The sequence below is a fragment of the Cellulosimicrobium protaetiae genome, from assembly GCF_009708005.2.
Taxonomy (GTDB): domain Bacteria; phylum Actinomycetota; class Actinomycetes; order Actinomycetales; family Cellulomonadaceae; genus Cellulosimicrobium; species Cellulosimicrobium protaetiae.
In genome coordinates this window covers 3105575-3123833 of sequence record NZ_CP052757.1, presented here as the reverse complement: position 1 = coordinate 3123833, position 18259 = coordinate 3105575, and the positions used below count along the sequence as shown (strand labels likewise).

General features: G+C 74.6%; 17 protein-coding genes. All 17 read left to right on the top strand.

The window, feature by feature from the left end; translation table 11 throughout:
- Window positions 1-133 precede the first annotated feature (133 nt).
- Window positions 134-1804 carry a UDP-N-acetylmuramoyl-L-alanyl-D-glutamate--2,6-diaminopimelate ligase gene (locus FIC82_RS13385; RefSeq protein WP_168731857.1) on the top strand — a complete coding sequence of 557 codons (1671 nt, stop codon included), beginning with the start codon at window positions 134-136 and terminating at the stop codon, window positions 1802-1804.
- Entirely contained in the window at window positions 1801-3261 is a 1461-nt protein-coding gene (locus tag FIC82_RS13380) for a UDP-N-acetylmuramoyl-tripeptide--D-alanyl-D-alanine ligase (protein WP_154798863.1), read from the top strand. The genes FIC82_RS13385 and FIC82_RS13380 overlap by 4 nt, the downstream gene beginning before the upstream one ends.
- Window positions 3258-4340: a phospho-N-acetylmuramoyl-pentapeptide-transferase gene (gene mraY / locus FIC82_RS13375; RefSeq protein ID WP_168731856.1), complete on the top strand. Its 1083-nt coding sequence runs from the start codon at window positions 3258-3260 to the stop codon at window positions 4338-4340. The genes FIC82_RS13380 and mraY overlap by 4 nt, the downstream gene beginning before the upstream one ends.
- Window positions 4340-5788, top strand: coding sequence for a UDP-N-acetylmuramoyl-L-alanine--D-glutamate ligase (gene murD / locus FIC82_RS13370; protein WP_168731855.1), 1449 nt, complete (start codon window positions 4340-4342; stop codon window positions 5786-5788). Before mraY ends, murD begins: the two co-directional genes overlap by 1 nt.
- 189 nt (window positions 5789-5977) lie before the next feature.
- On the top strand, window positions 5978-7159 hold the full coding sequence (gene ftsW / locus FIC82_RS13365) for a putative lipid II flippase FtsW (RefSeq protein ID WP_253691145.1): 1182 nt from the start codon (window positions 5978-5980) through the stop codon (window positions 7157-7159).
- 115 nt (window positions 7160-7274) lie between these two features.
- The gene (gene murG, locus FIC82_RS13360) at window positions 7275-8429 is read left to right on the top strand and encodes an undecaprenyldiphospho-muramoylpentapeptide beta-N-acetylglucosaminyltransferase (protein ID WP_168731854.1); all 1155 of its coding nucleotides are present in this window, start codon (window positions 7275-7277) and stop codon (window positions 8427-8429) included.
- Complete coding sequence (gene murC, locus FIC82_RS13355; protein WP_253691143.1) at window positions 8426-9892, top strand: UDP-N-acetylmuramate--L-alanine ligase; 1467 nt, start codon at window positions 8426-8428, stop codon at window positions 9890-9892. The genes murG and murC overlap by 4 nt, the downstream gene beginning before the upstream one ends.
- A 164-nt stretch (window positions 9893-10056) precedes the next feature.
- Window positions 10057-10947, top strand: a complete 891-nt coding sequence (locus tag FIC82_RS13350; RefSeq protein WP_253691141.1) for a cell division protein FtsQ/DivIB — start codon at window positions 10057-10059, stop codon at window positions 10945-10947.
- 172 nt (window positions 10948-11119) lie between these two features.
- Entirely contained in the window at window positions 11120-12457 is a 1338-nt protein-coding gene (ftsZ, locus tag FIC82_RS13345; RefSeq protein WP_168731853.1) for a cell division protein FtsZ, read from the top strand.
- An 86-nt stretch (window positions 12458-12543) separates the two neighbouring features.
- The gene (pgeF, locus tag FIC82_RS13340) at window positions 12544-13341 is read left to right on the top strand and encodes a peptidoglycan editing factor PgeF (protein ID WP_253691139.1); all 798 of its coding nucleotides are present in this window, start codon (window positions 12544-12546) and stop codon (window positions 13339-13341) included.
- Window positions 13342-13504: 163 nt separating this feature from the next.
- The gene (locus FIC82_RS13335) at window positions 13505-13990 is read left to right on the top strand and encodes a cell division protein SepF (RefSeq protein ID WP_047234000.1); all 486 of its coding nucleotides are present in this window, start codon (window positions 13505-13507) and stop codon (window positions 13988-13990) included.
- A 154-nt stretch (window positions 13991-14144) separates the two neighbouring features.
- On the top strand, window positions 14145-14435 hold the full coding sequence (locus tag FIC82_RS13330; protein WP_253691129.1) for a YggT family protein: 291 nt from the start codon (window positions 14145-14147) through the stop codon (window positions 14433-14435).
- 226 nt (window positions 14436-14661) lie between these two features.
- Window positions 14662-15330, top strand: a complete 669-nt coding sequence (locus tag FIC82_RS13325; protein WP_154798860.1) for a DivIVA domain-containing protein — start codon at window positions 14662-14664, stop codon at window positions 15328-15330.
- 132 nt (window positions 15331-15462) lie between these two features.
- Entirely contained in the window at window positions 15463-15924 is a 462-nt protein-coding gene (locus FIC82_RS13320; protein WP_154798859.1) for a TraR/DksA family transcriptional regulator, read from the top strand.
- 71 nt (window positions 15925-15995) lie between these two features.
- Window positions 15996-16760 carry a signal peptidase II gene (locus FIC82_RS13315; RefSeq protein WP_154798858.1) on the top strand — a complete coding sequence of 255 codons (765 nt, stop codon included), beginning with the start codon at window positions 15996-15998 and terminating at the stop codon, window positions 16758-16760.
- The gene (locus FIC82_RS13310) at window positions 16757-17689 is read left to right on the top strand and encodes an RluA family pseudouridine synthase (RefSeq protein WP_168731852.1); all 933 of its coding nucleotides are present in this window, start codon (window positions 16757-16759) and stop codon (window positions 17687-17689) included. The genes FIC82_RS13315 and FIC82_RS13310 overlap by 4 nt, the downstream gene beginning before the upstream one ends.
- The gene (locus FIC82_RS13305; protein WP_168731851.1) at window positions 17686-18207 is read left to right on the top strand and encodes a GNAT family N-acetyltransferase; all 522 of its coding nucleotides are present in this window, start codon (window positions 17686-17688) and stop codon (window positions 18205-18207) included. The genes FIC82_RS13310 and FIC82_RS13305 overlap by 4 nt, the downstream gene beginning before the upstream one ends.
- Window positions 18208-18259: the final 52 nt, after the last annotated feature.

Sequence of the window (18259 nt, the reverse complement as noted above, 5' to 3'; positions counted from 1 at the left end):
ACGCTGCCCGTGAACGCGACCGCCGGTCCGTCCGTGAGGACGTCGGTGAAGGTCGCGTGAAGCGCGCCCCGCTGGGGTGGCCGGGGAGGACGGGCTTGCGAGGGTGGCGGCCCCGGCACGGTAGGTTCTACACGTGACATCCCCGATCGACCGCCTTCGTCCTGCCACGACCACCCGTCGGACGGTCGAGGACCTGGCAGCACGGTTCGGTCTCGACGTCCGCGCAGGTGGCGGGTCGTCCGCGCCGGGCGCCGTCGAGGTCTGGTCGGTCGCCTCGGACGACCGGACGGCGGACGCGGGCGACCTCTTCGTCGCCCTCCCCGGTGCGCGCGCGCACGGAGCGCGCTTCGCCCCCGCGGCCGTCGCACGCGGCGCCCGCGCCGTCCTCACGGACGAGCAGGGAGCGGTGCTGGTGGCCGAGGCGGACCTCGGCGTCCCGGTGCTCGTCGCCGCGGACCCGCGTGCGCTCCTCGGGCCGGTGGCCGCGTGGGTCTACGGCAGCCCCGCGCACGACCTCACGACGTTCGGCGTGACGGGCACGAACGGCAAGACCACCACGACGTACCTCGTCGACCACGCGCTGCGCGCGCTCGGCTGGAAGGGCGGCCTCATCGGCACGGTGGAGATGCGGTCGGGAGACCGCGTCCTGCCGAGCCGCCTCACGACCCCCGAGGCCGCCGACCTGCAGGCGCTGCTCGCGGCGATGCGGGAGGACGCCGTACGCACCCTCGCGATGGAGGTCTCCTCGCACGCGCTCGCGCTGCACCGCGTCGACGGGCTCGTGTTCGACGTCGTGGGCTTCACGAACCTCAGCCAGGACCACCTCGACTTCCACGGCGACCTCCAGGAGTACTTCGAGGCGAAGGCGCTCCTGTTCACGCCCGAGCACGCGCGCCGCGGTGTCGTCGTCGTCGACGACGCGTGGGGCGAGCGCATGGTCGCGGCCGCACGCATCCCGGTCGCGACGCTGCGTGCGAGCCCGCAGGGCGCGGCGGACGCGCAGCCCGTCGCCGACTGGACGGTGCACGACGTCGAGCCGTCGGCGGCGGGGGGCTCGGCGTTCACGCTGCGGCACCGCGACGGCCGGAGCGTGCGCACGACGACCGCCCTGCCCGGCGCGTTCAACGTCGCCAACGCGGCCCTCGCCCTCGCGCTCGTGCTCGAGGCCGGCACGGACCCGCGCGACCTGGAGGCGGCGCTCGGAGGGGCGGGCGGGCTGACCCCGGCGGTCCCGGGGCGCATGGAGCTCGTCTCGCGTCCGCCGCACCGTCCGCGCGTCGTCGTGGACTTCGCCCACAACCCGGACGCGCTCGCGCTCGCCCTCGACGCGCTGCGCCCGACGACGCCCGGTCGCCTCGTCGTCGTGTTCGGCGCCACGGGCGACCGCGACCGCGGCAAGCGCCCCACGATGGGGGGCGTCGCGGTCGAGGGCGCCGACGTCGTCGTCGTCACGGACGACGACCCGCACGGCGAGGACCCGGCCGCGATCCGGGCCGAGGTCCTGCCCGGCGCGCTCGCCGCGCGCGAGGTGGCCGCGACCGGCCCCGAGCCGCGCGACGTCGTCGTGACCGAGGTGGCGCCGCGCGCGCGGGCGATCCGCGAGGCCGTCGCCGCCGCGGGCCCCGACGACACGGTGCTCGTCGCGGGCCGCGGCCACGAGGTGTGGCAGGAGATCGCCGGCGTCGACCACCCCCTCGACGACCGGGTCGAGGCGCGCGCCGCGCTCGCGGACCGGGACGCGGCCCAGGACACGGCCGCGGCACCCCACGACACCCCCGACGACCTGAAGGAGCACCACGCATGATCGAGCTCACTGCGGCGCAGGTGGCCGCAGCGACCGGTGGACGCCTGTCCGCCGACCCGGAGGTGCGGGTCGGGGGGCCCGTCGTCGTCGACTCGCGCCGGGTCGCGCCGGGATCGCTCTTCGTCGCGCTGCCCGGGGAGCACGTCGACGGCCACGACTTCGCGGCCGGTGCGGTCGCCGCGGGCGCGACCCTGGTCCTCGCCGCGCGCGAGCTCGACGTGCCGTGCGTCGTCGTCGACGACGTGCAGACCGCGCTCGGCGAGCTGGCCCGGCACGTGCTCGCGACGCTGCGCGAGCGCGGCGACCTGCGCGTCGTCGCCGTGACCGGCTCCGTGGGCAAGACGACGACCAAGGACCTCCTGGGTCAGCTGCTGCGTCCCGAGGGCCTGACGGTCGTGCCGCGCGGCTCCTTCAACAACGAGATCGGGCTCCCGCTCACGGTGCTCGAGGCGGACGAGGCCACCCGGTTCCTCGTCCTCGAGATGGGCGCGAGCGGCGTCGGGCACCTCACGTACCTGACCCGCATCGCGCCGCCCGACGTCTCGGTCGTCCTCGTCGTGGGCAGCGCCCACCTCGGGGAGTTCGGCGGGATCGAGGCCGTCGCGCGCGCGAAGGCGGAGATCGTCACGGGCCTCGCCCCGGGCGGCGTCGCGGTGCTCAACGCCGACGACCTGCGGGTCGCCGCGATGGCCGACGCGGCACCGGGCGAGGTCGTCACGTTCGGGACCATCCCGGCGTCCGACGTGCGCGCCGAGGACCTCGGGATCGACCGCACGGGCCGCGCGTCGTTCACGCTGCGCGTGCGCCCTGGCGCGGCGGGCGACACGGAGCCGGGTGGGACGCCGGGCGAGGAGACGCACGCGCGCGTGACCCTCGGCCTCGTGGGAGAGCACCACGTGACGAACGCCCTCGCGGCCGCGACGGCGGCGCTGCGGCTCGGGGTCGCGCTGCCCGACGTCGCCGCGCGGCTCTCGGACGCTCGCGCCCTGAGCCCGCACCGGATGCAGGTCACCGAGCGGGCCGACGGCGTGACGGTGATCGACGACTCGTACAACGCGAATCCGGACTCGATGCGTGCCGCGCTCAAGGCGCTGGCGGTGATGGCGGGTCGGGACCGGCGATCGGTGGCCGTGCTCGGCGAGATGCTCGAGCTCGGGGAGGACTCGCGCGTCGCTCACGACGACATCGGCCGGCTCGTGGTCCGATTGAACGTCAAGCTGCTCGTCGTGGTCGGCGAGGGTGCCGGCGGGATCCACGACGGCGCGACCCAGGAGGGGTCGTGGGGGGACGAGACGCGGTTCGTCCCCGACGTCGAGACCGCGTCCGCGCTGCTGCGCGACGAGCTGCGGGAAGGGGACGTCGTGCTCGTGAAGGCCTCGAACGGGTCCGGTCTGTGGCGGCTCGGCGACGAGCTGGCGGCTGCGGGCGTCGACGTGACGGGGGGTGAACGCGCGTGATCGCGATCATCGTCGCGGCGGGCGTCTCCCTGCTCGTCGCCCTCTTCGGGACGCCGCTGTTCATCCGGTTCCTCGTGCACCGCAACTACGGGCAGTTCGTCCGCCAGGACGGCCCGACCGCGCACTTCACCAAGCGCGGGACGCCCACCATGGGCGGTGTCGTCATCATCGGGGCGACCTTGCTCGGCTGGGCGATGTCGTACGTCGTCTCGGGGCGGTTCCCGAGCGTCTCGGCGTTGCTCGTGCTGTTCCTCATGACCGGGCTCGGGATCGTCGGGTTCCTCGACGACTTCACGAAGATCCGCAAGCAGCGCAGCCTCGGTCTCACGGCGCGCGCGAAGATCATCGGGCAGGGCGCCGTCGGGATCGCGTTCGCGGTGCTCGCGCTGCAGTTCCCCAACGAGCACGGTCGCACGCCCGCGTCGACGCGCATCTCGTTCCTGCGTGACACGAACCTCGACCTCGCGTTCGCGGGCGCGACGGTCGGTCTCGTCCTCTTCGTGATCTGGGCGAACTTCCTCATCACGGCGTGGTCGAACGCGGTGAACCTCACCGACGGTCTCGACGGCCTCGCGACGGGCGTGTCGCTCATCGTGTTCGGGTCGTACGTGCTCGTCGGGATCTGGCAGCTCAACCAGACGTGCCAGCGCCTCGCCTCGGCGGGCCCGAGCTGCTACGAGACGCGCGACCCGCAGGACCTCGCGATCGTCGCCGCGGCGATCGTCGGCGCGTGCTTCGGCTTCCTGTGGTGGAACGCCAGCCCGGCGAAGATCTTCATGGGCGACACCGGCTCGCTCGCGCTGGGCGGCGCGCTCGCCGGTCTGTCGATCCTCACGCGGACCGAGTTCCTCGCGCTCATCGTCGGTGGCCTGTTCGTCATCATCGTGCTCTCGGACGTCATCCAGATCGGCTTCTTCAAGATGACCGGCCGGCGCGTGTTCAAGATGGCCCCGTTGCACCACCACTTCGAGCTGTCGGGCTGGGGCGAGGTCACCATCGTCATCCGCTTCTGGCTCATCGCCGGGCTGTTCGCCGCGCTCGGCATCGGGATCTTCTACGCCGAGTGGGTGGTCGGCTAGTGGCACGCGACCGTCACGACCTCGCCGTCCCGATCGAGGAGGCGCGCGTGGTCGTCGCCGGCCTGGGCGTCTCCGGACGCGCGGCCGCCGCGGCGCTCGCGCCCCGGGCGGCCGCCGTCGTCACGCTCGACGGCCGCGCCGAGGACGCCGACCTGCGCGACGCGGACGACGTCGACCTCGCGGCGACCGACCTCGTCGTCGTCTCGCCCGGCTGGCCGCCGTCCCACCCGCTGCTCGTCGCCGCGGCCGAGCGGGGCGTGCCGGTGTGGAGCGAGGTCGAGCTCGCGTGGCGGCTGCGCGTGGACGGCCCGTCCGGGCGCCCCGCGCCGTGGCTCGCCGTGACCGGGACGAACGGCAAGACGACGACCGTCGAGATGCTCGAGACGATCCTGCGGACCGCGGGGCTGCGCGTCGCCGCGGTGGGCAACGTCGGCACGCCGGTCGTCGAGGCAGCCGCAGACCCGACGCTCGACGTGCTCGCCGTCGAGCTCTCCAGCTTCCAGCTCCACTTCACGCACACGACGTCGCCCGAGGCGGGCGCGGTGCTCAACGTCGCGCCGGACCACCTCGACTGGCACGGCGGGATCGACGCGTACGCCGCGGACAAGGGCCGGGTCTTCGAGGACGCGCAGGTCGCGTGCGTCTACAACGTCGCGGACCCGCGCACGGAGGCGCTCGTGCGCGAGGCCGACGTGGTCGAGGGCGCGCGCGCCGTCGGGTTCACGCTCGGCGCCCCGGCGCGCGGCCAGCTCGGCGTGATCGAGGACGTGCTCGTGGACCGCGCGTTCCACGCGCCCGCGGACGCGCCCGACCGGCACACGCACGCGGCCGAGCTCGCCACGCTGGGCGACCTCGCGCACCTCGCCGGGGCCGACGGCGTCGTGCCCGCGCACGTCGTGGCGAACGCGCTCGCCGCCGCCGCCCTCGCCCGCGCGCACGGCGTCCCGGCCGTGGCCGTACGCGACGGCCTGCGCGCGTTCCGCACGGGGTCGCACCGCATCGAGCAGGTCGCGTGGGTCGACGGCGTCGCGTACGTCGACGACTCCAAGGCGACCAACGCGCACGCGGCCTCCGCGTCGCTCGCGTCGTTCACGCCGGGGACGGTCGTGTGGGTCGCGGGCGGCCTCGCCAAGGGCGCGTCGTTCGACGAGCTCGTCGCGGCGCGCGCGGACCGGCTGCGGGCCGTGGTCCTCATCGGCGTCGACGCGGAGCCGTTCGCGGGTGCTCTCGCCCGACACGCGCCCGATATCCCGGTCGTGCGCGTCGATCCTGGCGACACTGGGACCGTGATGCCCCGCGCCGTCGACTCCGCCCGCCGCCTCGCGCAGGCCGGCGACACGGTGCTGCTCGCCCCGGCCGGTGCGTCGATGGACCAGTTCCGCTCGTACGCCGCGCGCGGCGACGCGTTCGCCGACGCCGCCCGCGCACTGCGCCCCGACCACGGGTAGGCCGGTCCGGCCATGACACAGACCGCGAACGGACGGGGGGCGCCGTCGACGACGCGCACGACTCCTCGCACGGGCGCGGGGCGACGCGCGACACGGGGCCGGACGAAGGCGCCGACGGGTCGCGAGCCCCGTTCGCGCGCTTCCGCCGCGCCGACCGAGCGGCCGTGGCTCGGCCAGTGGAACAGCGCGGTGACGAGCTACTACCTGCTCGTCGGTGCGACCGCGCTCCTGACGATCATCGGGCTCGTCATGGTGTTCTCGAGCTCGGCCGTCACCGAGATCGCAGCGGGGAAGTCCCCGTTCGGCGCGTTCCTGGACCAGGCGAAGTTCGCCCTCATGGGCCTCCCGGTGCTCCTGGTCGCCACCCGCGTCCCGGTCGAGTGGTACAGACGGCTCGCCTGGCCCGCGCTCGTCGCGGCGCTCGCGCTGCAGATGCTCGTCTTCACCCCGCTCGCGAAGAACGTCAACGGCAACGCGGGCTGGGTCGACCTCGGCGTCTTCGTCTTCCAGCCCGCCGAGGTCGCGAAGCTCGCGCTCGCGCTGTGGCTCGGCGCGGTGCTCGGGCGCAAGCAGCGCCTGCTCGGGCAGTGGCGGCACGTCATGGTCCCCGCCGTGCCGGTCGCCGTGCTGGTCGTCGGCCTGGTCCTCGCCGGTCACGACCTCGGCACGGCCCTGGTCGTCATGGCGCTCGTCGCCGGCGCGTTCTTCGTGTCCGGGGCCGACGGCCGGCTCCTCGCGCTCGGCGCGGGGCTGGCGGCCTTCGTCGTCGGCTACGTCTTCATCCTCAACCAGTCGGGCGGCGACCGGCTCGGGCGCATCATGGCGACCTACCGCGAGTGCACGGACACGCTCGGCGAGTGCTACCAGTCCACGCACGGGCTGTGGGCGCTCGGCACGGGTGGGCTGACCGGCGTCGGCCTCGGGGCTAGCCGCGAGAAGTGGAGCTACCTGCCCGAGGCGCACAACGACTTCATCTTCGCCGTGATCGGCGAGGAGCTGGGCCTCCTCGGCACGCTCCTCGTCCTCGGCCTGTTCGTGATCGTCGGCGTCGCCACGAGCCGGATCGTCCGGCGGCACCCGGACCCGTTCGTCAAGATCACGACCGCCGCGATCGCGTGCTGGATCGTCGGGCAGGCGTTCATCAACATCGGCGTCGTGATCGGGCTCCTGCCCGTCATCGGCGTCCCCCTGCCGCTCGTCTCCGCCGGCGGGTCCGCCCTCATCATGACCATGGCCGCGCTCGGGGTGCTCATCTCGTTCGCGCGCACCGAACCCGGCGCGGCGGAGGCGCTCGCGGCGCGGGGGAGCGTCGTGCGACGCTCGCTCGCCGTCGTCGGCCGCACCGCGCGCCCCCGGCGCCGGGCCCGCTGACCCGGGACGCGGGTCGGGTCGACGCCCGGGCCGCACGGCATGCACACAGATTCAGACCACGGCTTGAGACCACAGCCAGGAGCGGCACCCGCCGCAGGGAAGGACGACGAGGTACGTGACGACGATCGGTTCGGTGGTGCTCGCAGGCGGCGGGACGGCGGGGCACGTGAACCCGCTCCTGGCGGTGGCGGACGAGCTGCGGGCGCGTGAGCCCGACGTGGTGGTGACCGCGCTCGGGGTCGCGGGCGGGCTGGAGGACGACCTCGTGCCCGCGCGCGGCTACCCGCTGCGGCACGTGCCGCGCGTCCCGCTCCCGCGGCGGCCGAGCGCCGAGTGGGTCAACCTCCCGGGGCGGCTGAAGTCCGCGGTCGACGCGGCCGGGGCCGTCATCGACGAGACGGGCGCCCGGGTCGTCGTGGGCTTCGGTGGCTACGTGTCGACGCCCGCGTACCTCGCGGCGCGCCGTCGCGACGTCCCGGTGGTGATCCACGAGCAGAACGCGCGACCCGGGCTGGCCAACCGGCTCGGGGCCCGGTGGGCCGCCCGCGTCGGAGTGACGTTCGAGGGGACTCCCCTCAAGGGCGGGGTCGTGACGGGTCTCCCGCTGCGCCGCGAGATCCAGGACCTCGTGGCCGCGCGGTCCGCCGACGCGGCGGCGGTCCGCGCCGACGCCGCGGCTCGGCTCGGGCTCGACCCGAGCCGACGCACGCTCGTCGTCACGGGCGGCTCGCTCGGTGCGCAGAGCCTCAACGAGGCCGTCTCGGGCGCCGGTGACGCGCTCCTCGGCGCAGGGGCGCAGGTGCTGCACCTCACGGGCAAGGGGAAGGACGGTCCGGTCCGCGAGGCCGCCGCCACGGCCGTGGCGGCGCGTCCCGGGGCGCGCTACGACGTGCGCGAGTACCTCGCCGAGATGCAGCTCGCGCTCGCCGTCGCGGACCTCGTGGTGTGCCGCGCGGGCGCCGGGACCGTGGGTGAGCTCGCCGCGCTGGGCATCCCCGCGGTGTACGTGCCCCTCCCGATCGGGAACGGCGAGCAGCGGCTCAACGCCGCGCCCGTCGTCGCGGCGGGGGGCGGCCTGCTCGTCGACGACGCGCAGCTCGACGCCGCCTGGGTCGCGCGCGAGGTCCCGGCGCTCCTCGGCGACCCCGCGCGGCTCGACGCGATGGCGCGGGCCGCGGCGGGTGCGGGGGTGCGCGACGGCGCGGCGCGCGTCGCGGACCTCGTCGCCGAGGCGGTCGCCGGTGCGAGCACGGCAGGGGCTCGCTCGTGACGACCCACGGAGGCACCCCACCCGTCCCGCTCGAGGAGCTGGGCACCGTCCACCTCGTCGGGGTCGGCGGCGCCGGCATGTCCGTGGTCGCGCGGCTGCTCGCCGCGCACGGCGTCCGGGTGCAGGGCTCGGACGCGCGCGAGAGCGAGACGCTCGCCGCGCTGCGGGCCGACGGCGTGACCGTCTGGGCGGGCCACGACGCCGCCCACGTCGCGGGCGCCGACACGGTCGTGGTCTCGAGCGCGGTCCGCGAGTCGAACCCGGAGCTCGCCGCCGCACGCGCTGCGGGGCTGCGCGTGCTGCACCGCTCGCAGGCGCTCGCGTCCCTCATGGCGCGCGGCCGGTCGGTCGCGGTCGCCGGCGCGCACGGCAAGACGACGACCTCCGCGATGATCGCGACCGTCCTGCGCGGCGCCGGCCTCGACCCGTCGTTCGCGATCGGCGGCACGGTGCTCACCGCGGACGGTCCTGTGGCCGGGGGGCACCTCGGGTCCGACGTGCTCGTCGCCGAGGCGGACGAGTCCGACGGCTCGTTCCTCAACTACGCGCCCGACGTCGCGGTCGTGACGAACGTCGAGCCCGACCACCTCGACCACTACGGCTCGCGGGCCGCGTTCGAGCAGGCGTTCGTCGACTTCGCGGCGCGGATCGTGCCGGGCGGGACGCTCGTCGCGTGCGCGGACGACGCGGGGGCGCGGGCGCTCGCCGCCGCGCACGCCCGGGACGGTGGCGCGGTCGTCACCTACGGCGCGGCCGACGACGCGGACGTGCGCGTGTCGGACGTGCGCCCCGCCGTCGACGACAGCCGGGTCGGCGTGCGCGCCATGCTGACGGGCGTCGTCGGGACGGTCCCGGTCGACGGGCTCGAGCTCTTGCTCCGCGTGCCCGGCCACCACAACGCGCTCAACGCCACGGCGGCCGTGGTCTCGGCCGTCGTGCTCGGCGTCGACCCGGTGGCGGCGGTCGCGGGGGCGCACGGGTTCCTCGGCACGGGCCGCCGGTTCGAGGCACGCGGCGAGGCCGGCGGGGTGCGCGTGGTCGACGACTACGCGCACCACCCGACGGAGGTCGCGGCCCTGCTCGCCGCCGCACGGCCGGTCGCCGCGGGCGGCCGGGTGCTCGTGCTCTTCCAGCCGCACCTGTACTCGCGCACCGCGACGTTCGCGCGCGAGTTCGCCGAGGCGCTGGGTGCGGCGGACGAGGTCGTCGTCACGGGGATCTACGCCGCGCGCGAGGACCCCGACCCGTCCGTCGGCCCGCACACGATCACCGACCTGATGGGCGGGCCCGGCACCGTCGTGTCGGCCGTCGAGGACCGGCTGGAGGCCGCGTACCGGGTCGCGGACGCGGCGCGCCCCGGCGACCTCGTCCTCACGGTCGGCGCCGGCGACGTCACGGAGCTGGGCGCCGTGGTCCTCGCGCGGCTCGCCGGCGCCGAGTCCTCCGGAGGGGGCGAGGCCTGATGCGTCCGCCGCCCCGGCCACGGCCTGCCGCGCCCCGACCGGACCGGTCGGCCGCGGGGGAGCGGACGGCGCGACCCCCGGCGTCCGCGCCTGCGCGGCCCGGGCCGCCGGAGCCGGCCACCCGGCCGCCGGCCGAGGAGGCGCCCACGCGACCGGTCCGGCGCGTGGCCGCCTCCGGGCGCGAGCTCGTGCCGTCGACCGCCGAGCGCGCCGGGCAGGGTCGTCCCGCGACGGGATCGCAGGTCCGGGGGAGGGGACGTGGCGCGGCCGGCGTACCGACCGGCCCGCGAGGGACGCCGACGGCACCGCTCGGCGTGGTGTCGCACGGCATGGCGGAGCGCCTCGCGGAGCGCGACGCGATGCGCCGCCACCGCGTGCGCAACCGCGTGCTGGGGTGGACGTCGGGCGTCCTCGTCGTGGCCGCCCTCGTGTGGGTCGCGTTCTTCTCGACGGTGCTCGGCCTGGACCCCGAGGACGTGACGATCTCGGGTGAGGGGACGGTCGTCGACCCGGCGCAGGTCGAGGGTGTCGTCGCCGAGGCCGCGGGAGTGCCGCTGCCGCGGCTCGACACGGTCGCGCTGCGCGAGCGCGTCCTCGCGCTCAACGGTGTCCGGGACGTCGAGATCCGCCGTGCCTGGCCGACGGGCCTGACGGTGCTGCTCGAGTCGCGCGAGCCGGTGGTCGCCGTCCCGGTCGACGGGGGGTTCGCGCTCCTCGACGCGGACGGCGTGCGGGTGCGGACCGATCCCGTGGTCCCCGAGGGCCTGCCGGAGATCGACGCGCCGCTCGACGACCAGGGGGCGAAGGCGCTCGACGCAGCGCTCGTGCTCCTCAACGCGCTGCCGGCGGACCTCCACGCGCAGGTCGCGGAGGTCTCCGCCCCGACCCGCGACGCGGTCCGGATGACGCTCCGGGACGGTGTCGTGGTGGAGTGGGGGAGCTCGGAGGAGGCCGCGCTCAAGGTGCGGGTCCTCCAGACCTTGCGGGCCGTGCCGGAGAACGCGGGCGTGACGCTCTACGACGTGTCGGCGCCGACGATCCCGGTGACGCGATGAGTGGTCCGATGAGTGGCGCGGGCCGTTGCCGTCGGCGATCCCCGACACGCGCGAGGCGGTCGTTGATGATGGGCACGTCGACACCTACGGTCGACCCATGAACGACCTGACATAACTATAACCCTCTAGTTGAGGGTGAAGGTTCAGGGCTGACCGATCGAGAGGCATTGACGTGGCAACTCCGCAGAACTACCTAGCAGTGATCAAGGTGGTCGGCATCGGCGGTGGGGGCGTGAACGCCGTCAACCGGATGATCGAGGTCGGCCTCAAGGGTGTCGAGTTCATCGCCATCAACACGGACGCGCAGGCGCTCCTCATGTCCGACGCCGACGTCAAGCTCGACGTCGGTCGCGAGCTGACCCGCGGCCTCGGCGCCGGTGCCGACCCCGAGGTGGGCAAGAAGGCCGCGGAGGACCACGCCGAGGAGATCGAGGACGTGCTGCGCGGCGCGGACATGGTCTTCGTCACCGCGGGCGAGGGTGGTGGGACCGGCACGGGCGGCGCGCCGGTCGTCGCCCGCATCGCGCGCTCGCTCGGCGCGCTGACCGTCGGTGTCGTGACCCGGCCCTTCACGTTCGAGGGTCGTCGGCGCTCGGTCCAGGCGGACCAGGGCATCGAGAACCTGCGCAACGAGGTCGACACCCTCATCGTCATCCCCAACGACCGCCTCCTGTCGATGTCCGACCGCAACGTCAGCGCCCTCCAGGCGTTCCACCAGGCCGACCAGGTCCTGCTCTCGGGTGTCCAGGGCATCACCGACCTCATCACGACCCCCGGGCTGATCAACCTCGACTTCGCCGACGTGAAGTCCGTCATGCAGGGGGCGGGCAGCGCCCTCATGGGCATCGGCAACGCACGCGGGGACGACCGTGCGGTCCAGGCCGCCGAGATGGCGATCTCGTCCCCGCTGCTCGAGGCGAGCATCGACGGCGCGCACGGCGTCCTGCTGTCGATCCAGGGCGGCTCCGACCTCGGGCTGTTCGAGATCAACGAGGCGGCCCGCCTGGTCCACGAGGCGGCGCACACCGAGGCGAACATCATCTTCGGCGCCGTCATCGACGACGCCCTGGGCGACGAGGTGCGGGTGACGGTGATCGCCGCCGGGTTCGACGGCGGCGCCCCGCAGGTGCGCGGCGACGCGCGGGCCCTCGGCCAGGTGGCGGGCGCGCAGCGCCCCGCGACGAGCGCGATCCCGGTCGTGCCGGCCGCGCGCCCGGTCCCGCCGGCGCCGACGACCGGCGCGCACACGCTGCCCCGCCCGGTCGTCCCGATCCAGCCGGAGCCGGACGACGTCCCCGTCTCGCTCGACGGCGGCTCGGGCCCGGTCCCGGTCCAGCCGACCTCCGTGCCGACGTTCACCGTGGTCGGCGCGGGCGAGGCGGCGAACCAGAACGCCGACGCGGTCCCGGGCGGGCAGAACGCCGGCGTCGAGGTCCCGCCGCGGATCTTCGACGAGGAGCCCGCGCGCCGCAAGGTCGAGGAGCTCGACGTCCCCGACTTCCTCAAGTGACCGTCGGGAGGGCATGGCGGTGACACGCGGTGGCACGGCGGTGACGCGTCGGTGACGGGCCGTAGATCGTGACGGGCACCCGCCCCGTGAGGGACGGGAGGGTCGGCGTCGACGACGTCGACCCTCCCGTCGTGCTCGAGCTCGACCTGGGGTGCGGCGTGCGCGCCGGGTTCACGACGCGCGCGGGCGGCGGGTCCTCGGCCCCCTGGGAGTCCCTCAACCTCGGGCTCAACGTCTCGGACGACGCGTCGCGGGTCCGGGGCAACCGTGCGCGTGCCGCCGCCTGGCTCGGCGCTCCGGTCGCCTTCGCGACCCAGGTGCACGGGACCGCCGTCGCGCGCCTCGACGCCCCGCCGCGGGACGCCGCGGGCGATCTCGTGGACTCGGTCGGCGAGGCGGACGCGATCGTCGCGACGGCGCGAGGGACCGGGATCGGCGTGCTCGTGGCCGACTGCGTGCCCGTGCTCCTCGCCGACGCCGAGGCGGGTGTGGTCGGCGTGGCGCACGCCGGGCGGCGAGGCCTGGCGCACGGCGTCGTCCCGGCGGTGCTCGAGGCGATGCGCACCGCGGGTGCGCGCGTCGAACGGGTGCGCGCCGCCGTCGGGCCGAGCGCGTGCGGACGGTGCTACGAGGTCCCGGCCACGATGCGGGACGAGGTCGCGCTCGCGCGGCCGACGACGTGGTCGACGACGTCGTGGGGCACTCCCGCGCTCGACCTCCCGGCCGGGGTGACGGCCGACCTCCTCGGCGCCGGCGTGGCGGACGTCGTGCGCGTCGACGCGTGCACGCTCGAGGACGAGCGGTTCTTCTCGCACCGTCGTGCCGCGCGGGCCGGGACGACGACGGGCCGGTTCGCCGGTCTGGTGGCCCTCTCGAACGGGTGACCGCGCCCCTCACCACCGGGTCACGATCCGGTCTCGACCTCTGGGTGAGGTTGACAGGTCCCGGGCGTGTCGCCCCGCCCTCGCCCGGCACCCTCGGTTAGCGTGAACGCACCGGTCCGACGGCCGGTGGACCGACGGATCGATCGAGGACGGAGCAAGGCCCATGGCGGGAGCGCTGCGCAAGACCATGCTGTATCTGGGCCTCGCTGATGATCGCGGCGAGGACGAGCAGGACGAGTACGTCGACGAGCTCGACGAGACGGGGGCGGACGTGTCGCACGACTACCAGGCCCAGGTGACGCCGCTGCACCGCGCGCTCGGACCGCGCGAGGTGCCGCAGACGAGCATGTCGGCCGCCGAGCTGCGCAGGATCACGACGGTGCACCCGCGGTCGTACAACGACGCCCGCGTGATCGGAGAGGCGTTCCGTGGCGGGACCCCCGTGATCATGAACCTCTCGGACATGGACGACGCGGACGCGAAGCGCCTCGTCGACTTCTCCGCCGGGCTGATCTTCGGTCTGCACGGGGCCATCGAGCGCGTCACCAACAAGGTGTTCCTGCTCTCGCCCGAGCACGTGGAGATCACGGGCGAGGAACAGGCGGCCGCGCCGGCTCCCGGGCGTGCCGGGTTCTACAACCAGAGCTGACCGCCCGCGCGGCGCGGTGCGCCCCGCCGAGCACACGACGTACGGGCAGGGAACCGGAGGGACGGGCACGGCGACGTGTCCGTCCCTCCGGTCGTGTCCGGGACGCGCGTGTCCCGTGGCCGGCCGTGGCCGGTGCGTCTGGCACAGTTGACCCGTGATCTGGGACCTCATCACAGGGATCGTCGGATTCCTGCTCTGGCTCTACCTGCTCCTGCTCATCGGTCGGCTCGTGTTCGACTGGGTGCAGTTCTTCGCGCGCGAGTGGAGGCCGCGCGGCGCCGTGCTGGTGCTCGCCGAGATCATCTACTCGGCCACGGACCCGCCTCTGCGCGCGCTGCGGCGTCTCATCCCGCCGCTCTCGCTTGGGCAGGTGCGCCTCGACCTGGCGTTCATCATCCTCTTCTTCGCCGTGACGATCGCCGCGCAGATCGTGTCCTCTCTCTGAGACGCGCGTCACGCACGGCGATGCGTCGGGGCGCGGTCGGCCGTTCGCTACGTCCGGTTCGCCCCGACCGCGACCTGCCGGACGTCGCTCCGACACGTCATCTCCACGGGTGCACGGCGCGCGAGGGCACGACCGCTCCCGTCCCCCCGGGGCAATCTCCGCTACTTTGGACTCTGGTGATCGCGAGGTCGCCCGGACCGACACGCAGACCTGATGAGGTGAACCGATGGCACTGCTCACTGCAGAGGACATCCTGAACAAGAAGTTCTCGGCGACGAAGTTCCGCGAGGGCTACGACGTCGAAGAGGTCGACGACTTCTTGGACGAGGTGGTGAGGACCCTCAACTCCGTGCAGGAGGAGAACGAGGACCTCAAGTCGAAGCTCGCTGCCGCGGAGCGTCGTATCGCCGAGCTCAGCCGGGCCGACGCGTCCAGCGCTGCGGTGCAGCCCGCCGTCGTCGAGACGCCCAAGGCGCCCGAGCCCGAGCCCGCACCCGTCGCGCCGATCTCCCAGGCCGTCGTGGCCAAGAACGGCGCGGAGCCCGAGTCGGCGACCGGCATGCTCCAGCTCGCCCAGAAGCTGCACGACGACTACGTGCGCTCGGGCCAGGAGGAGGGTGACCGGCTCATCGCGGAGGCGAAGGAGGAGGGCACGCGCATCGTGCGCGAGGCCGAGGAGACCTCGCACCGCACGCTGTCCCAGCTCGAGCAGGAGCGCTCGCTCCTCGAGCGCAAGATCGACGAGCTGCGCATCTTCGAGCGCGACTACCGCACGCGGCTCAAGAGCTACCTGCAGAACCTGCTGGGCGACCTCGACAACCGGGGCAGCGCCCTCCCGCCGCGCAGCAACGTCGGCGGGGCGAGCCGCACGAGCGACCTCGCGCCCGGCATCTAGCACCTGCGTCGACCGTCCGGCAGCGGCCGGTACGCCTCGCACCTGCGTCTCCGCCTCGGCGGTCCGGCGTGGTGTGTTGTGCGTACCGGCCGCTGCGTCTACTCTCGCGTGACTCGAACTTGGAGGGGCGACATGACCAAGCTCACCACCGCGGCCCGAACGGCCGTGCGCGACCGCTTCCCGAACCTCGCGAAGGACGTGAAGTCCTTCCCCGTGCGCGACGGGGAGGACCCGTGGACCCTGCGGGAGGCCGAGGAGCTCGCGGCCGAGCTCCTCTCGGAGAAGGAGCGCCTGGAGGGGGAGCTCGCGTCCGCCGACGAAGAGCTCTCGAACCTCCTGCGGCACTCCGGCGACGGCGCGGGCGACGACCAGGCGGACTCGGGGTCGAGCGCGCTGGAACGGGAGCAGGAGCTGACCCTCGTCAACAACGTGCGCGACCTCCTCGCGCAGACGTCGCACGCCCTGGACCGCATCGCGGCGGGCACGTACGCGACGTGCGAGGAGACCGGCCTGCCGATCGGCAAGGCACGCCTCCAGGCGTTCCCGCGGGCCAACCTCTCGGTCGAGGCGAAGCAGCGGGCCGAGCGGCGCTGAGCGCCGTCCGGCTGACCGCCGGGGGAGGGAGCAGCGCCGAGGCCGGGGCCGACGTGGCAGACTTGCCGCCGATGTCCACCTCCGCGCTCCCCGAGCCCACCGAACCCGCAGCCGCCGAGACCGAGGCCCAGGCCGGCCGCCAGACCGACGACCAGACGGGCACAGACCCGAACGCTGCCGTCCGCGGTCCGCGGCGCGTCCTCGTGGTCTGGACGGTCGTCCTCGCCGCACTCGTCCTCGTGGTCGACCAGCTCACCAAGTGGTGGGCCGAGTCGAGCCTCACGCTCGGCGACGACACGATCCCGCTGGTCGGGTCGCTGCTGGGGCTGCGACTCATCTACAACCCCGGCGCGGCGCTCTCCATCGCCACCGGGATGACCTGGCTCCTGACGATCGTGGTCGTCGCCGTGGTGGTCGTCATCGTGCGCATGGTGAGCCGGATCGGCTCGCGCGCGTGGGCGGTCGCGCTCGGGCTGCTGCTCGGTGGTGCGCTCGGGAACCTCGTCGACCGGTTCTTCCGTGAACCCGGCTTCGCGCGCGGCCACGTGGTCGACTTCATCGCCTACGCGAACTGGTTCGTGGGCAACGTCGCCGACATCGCGATCGTCGGCGCCGCCGTCATGATCGCGGTGCTGTCCGTCCTCGGCATCGGGCTCGACGGGACGCGGCACGGGGGCGACGAGAAGCCCGCGGAGGACGAGGAGGGCGCGAACGACGTGCCCGAGGTCCCCGCCTCGGCGGTCACGACCGACCCCGACCCCGCCGCCCGCCCCGAGCCGACGGAAGAGCCTGGCTCCACGCCGAGCTCACGCGCCGACGCCGAGGAGGAGCGGTGAGCCTCCGCTCGCTGCCGGTCCCGGACGGTCTCGCGGGCGAGCGCGTCGACGCCGGGCTGTCGCGGCTCCTCGGGCTCTCCCGGACGCGCGCGGCGGAGCTCGCGGCGGGCGGCGCCGTGCGCCTCGACGGCCGGGAGGTCGGCAAGTCCGACCGTCTCGTGCCGGGGGCGTGGCTCGAGGTCGACGTGCCCGACGCCGCACCGGCGGGGGTCGAGGTCGTCGCCGAGCCCGTGCCGGGCATGGGCATCGTCTACGACGACGACGACGTCGTGGTCGTCGACAAGCCCGTCGGCGTCGCGGCGCACCCGTCGCCCGGCTGGACCGGCCCTACCGTCGTCGGCGCCCTCGCCGCCGCGGGCTACCGCATCTCCACGTCGGGCGCCGCAGAGCGCCAGGGCATCGTGCACCGGCTCGACGTCGGGACCTCGGGACTCATGGTCGTCGCGAAGAGCGAGGTCGCCTACACCGCCCTCAAGCGCGCCTTCAAGGAGCGCACGGTCGAGAAGGTCTACCACGCGCTCGTCCAGGGGCATCCCGAGCCGACCACGGGGACCATCGATGCCCCCATCGGGCGCCACCCGAGCGCCGACTGGAAGTTCGCGGTCACCGCGGAGGGCAAGCCGTCGGTCACGCACTACGAGGTCCAGGAGATGCTGCCCGCGGCGTCGCTCGTCGAGGTGCACCTCGAGACCGGGCGCACGCACCAGATCCGCGTGCACTTCTCCGCGTTGCGCCACCCGTGCGTCGGCGACCTCACCTACGGGGCGGACCCGGTGCTCGCCTCGCGCGTGAACCTGACCCGGCAGTGGCTGCACGCCGTGCGGCTGGGCTTCGAGCACCCGACGACGGGGCAGTGGCTCGAGCTCACGAGCGAGTACCCCGAGGACCTCGCGCACGCGCTCGAGGTGCTGCGCGGGGCGTACGCGTGAGCGGCGGCGTCCCGGAGGCGGGCCAGGACCGGCTCCTCGTCGAGCGTGTGGTCGACGACGCCGGGCTGGCCGCCGCGCACGCGCTGCGGCTCGTGGTGTTCGTCGACGAGCAGGGGGTGCCCGTCGAGGAGGAGATCGACGACCTCGACACCGCAGCGACGACGACGCACGTCCTCGTGCGCGACCGGGAGCAGGGCGGCGCGGTCGTCGGCACGGGCCGGCTCCTGACCGACCCGGCGCACCCGGGCGAGGTCCACGTCGGCCGGGTCGCGGTGTCCGCGTCCGCGCGCGGCACCGGTGCGGGCGCCACGGTGATGCGCGCGCTGGAGGAGATCGCGCTCGCCGAGCACGCGGTGCCGGGCCCCGAGGGACCCCGTACCGTGCGCGTCCTGCTCTCCGCGCAGGTCCAGGCGATCGGGTTCTACGAGCGCCTCGGGTACACCGTCGCGGGACCCGTCTACCTCGACGCGGGGATCGACCACCGCGACGCCGCAAAGGTCCTCACCACCAGCTCCTGACGCGTCGCCGGACGTGCCGCCGGCGCCGTCTCCCGGGGCACGGCGACGACTG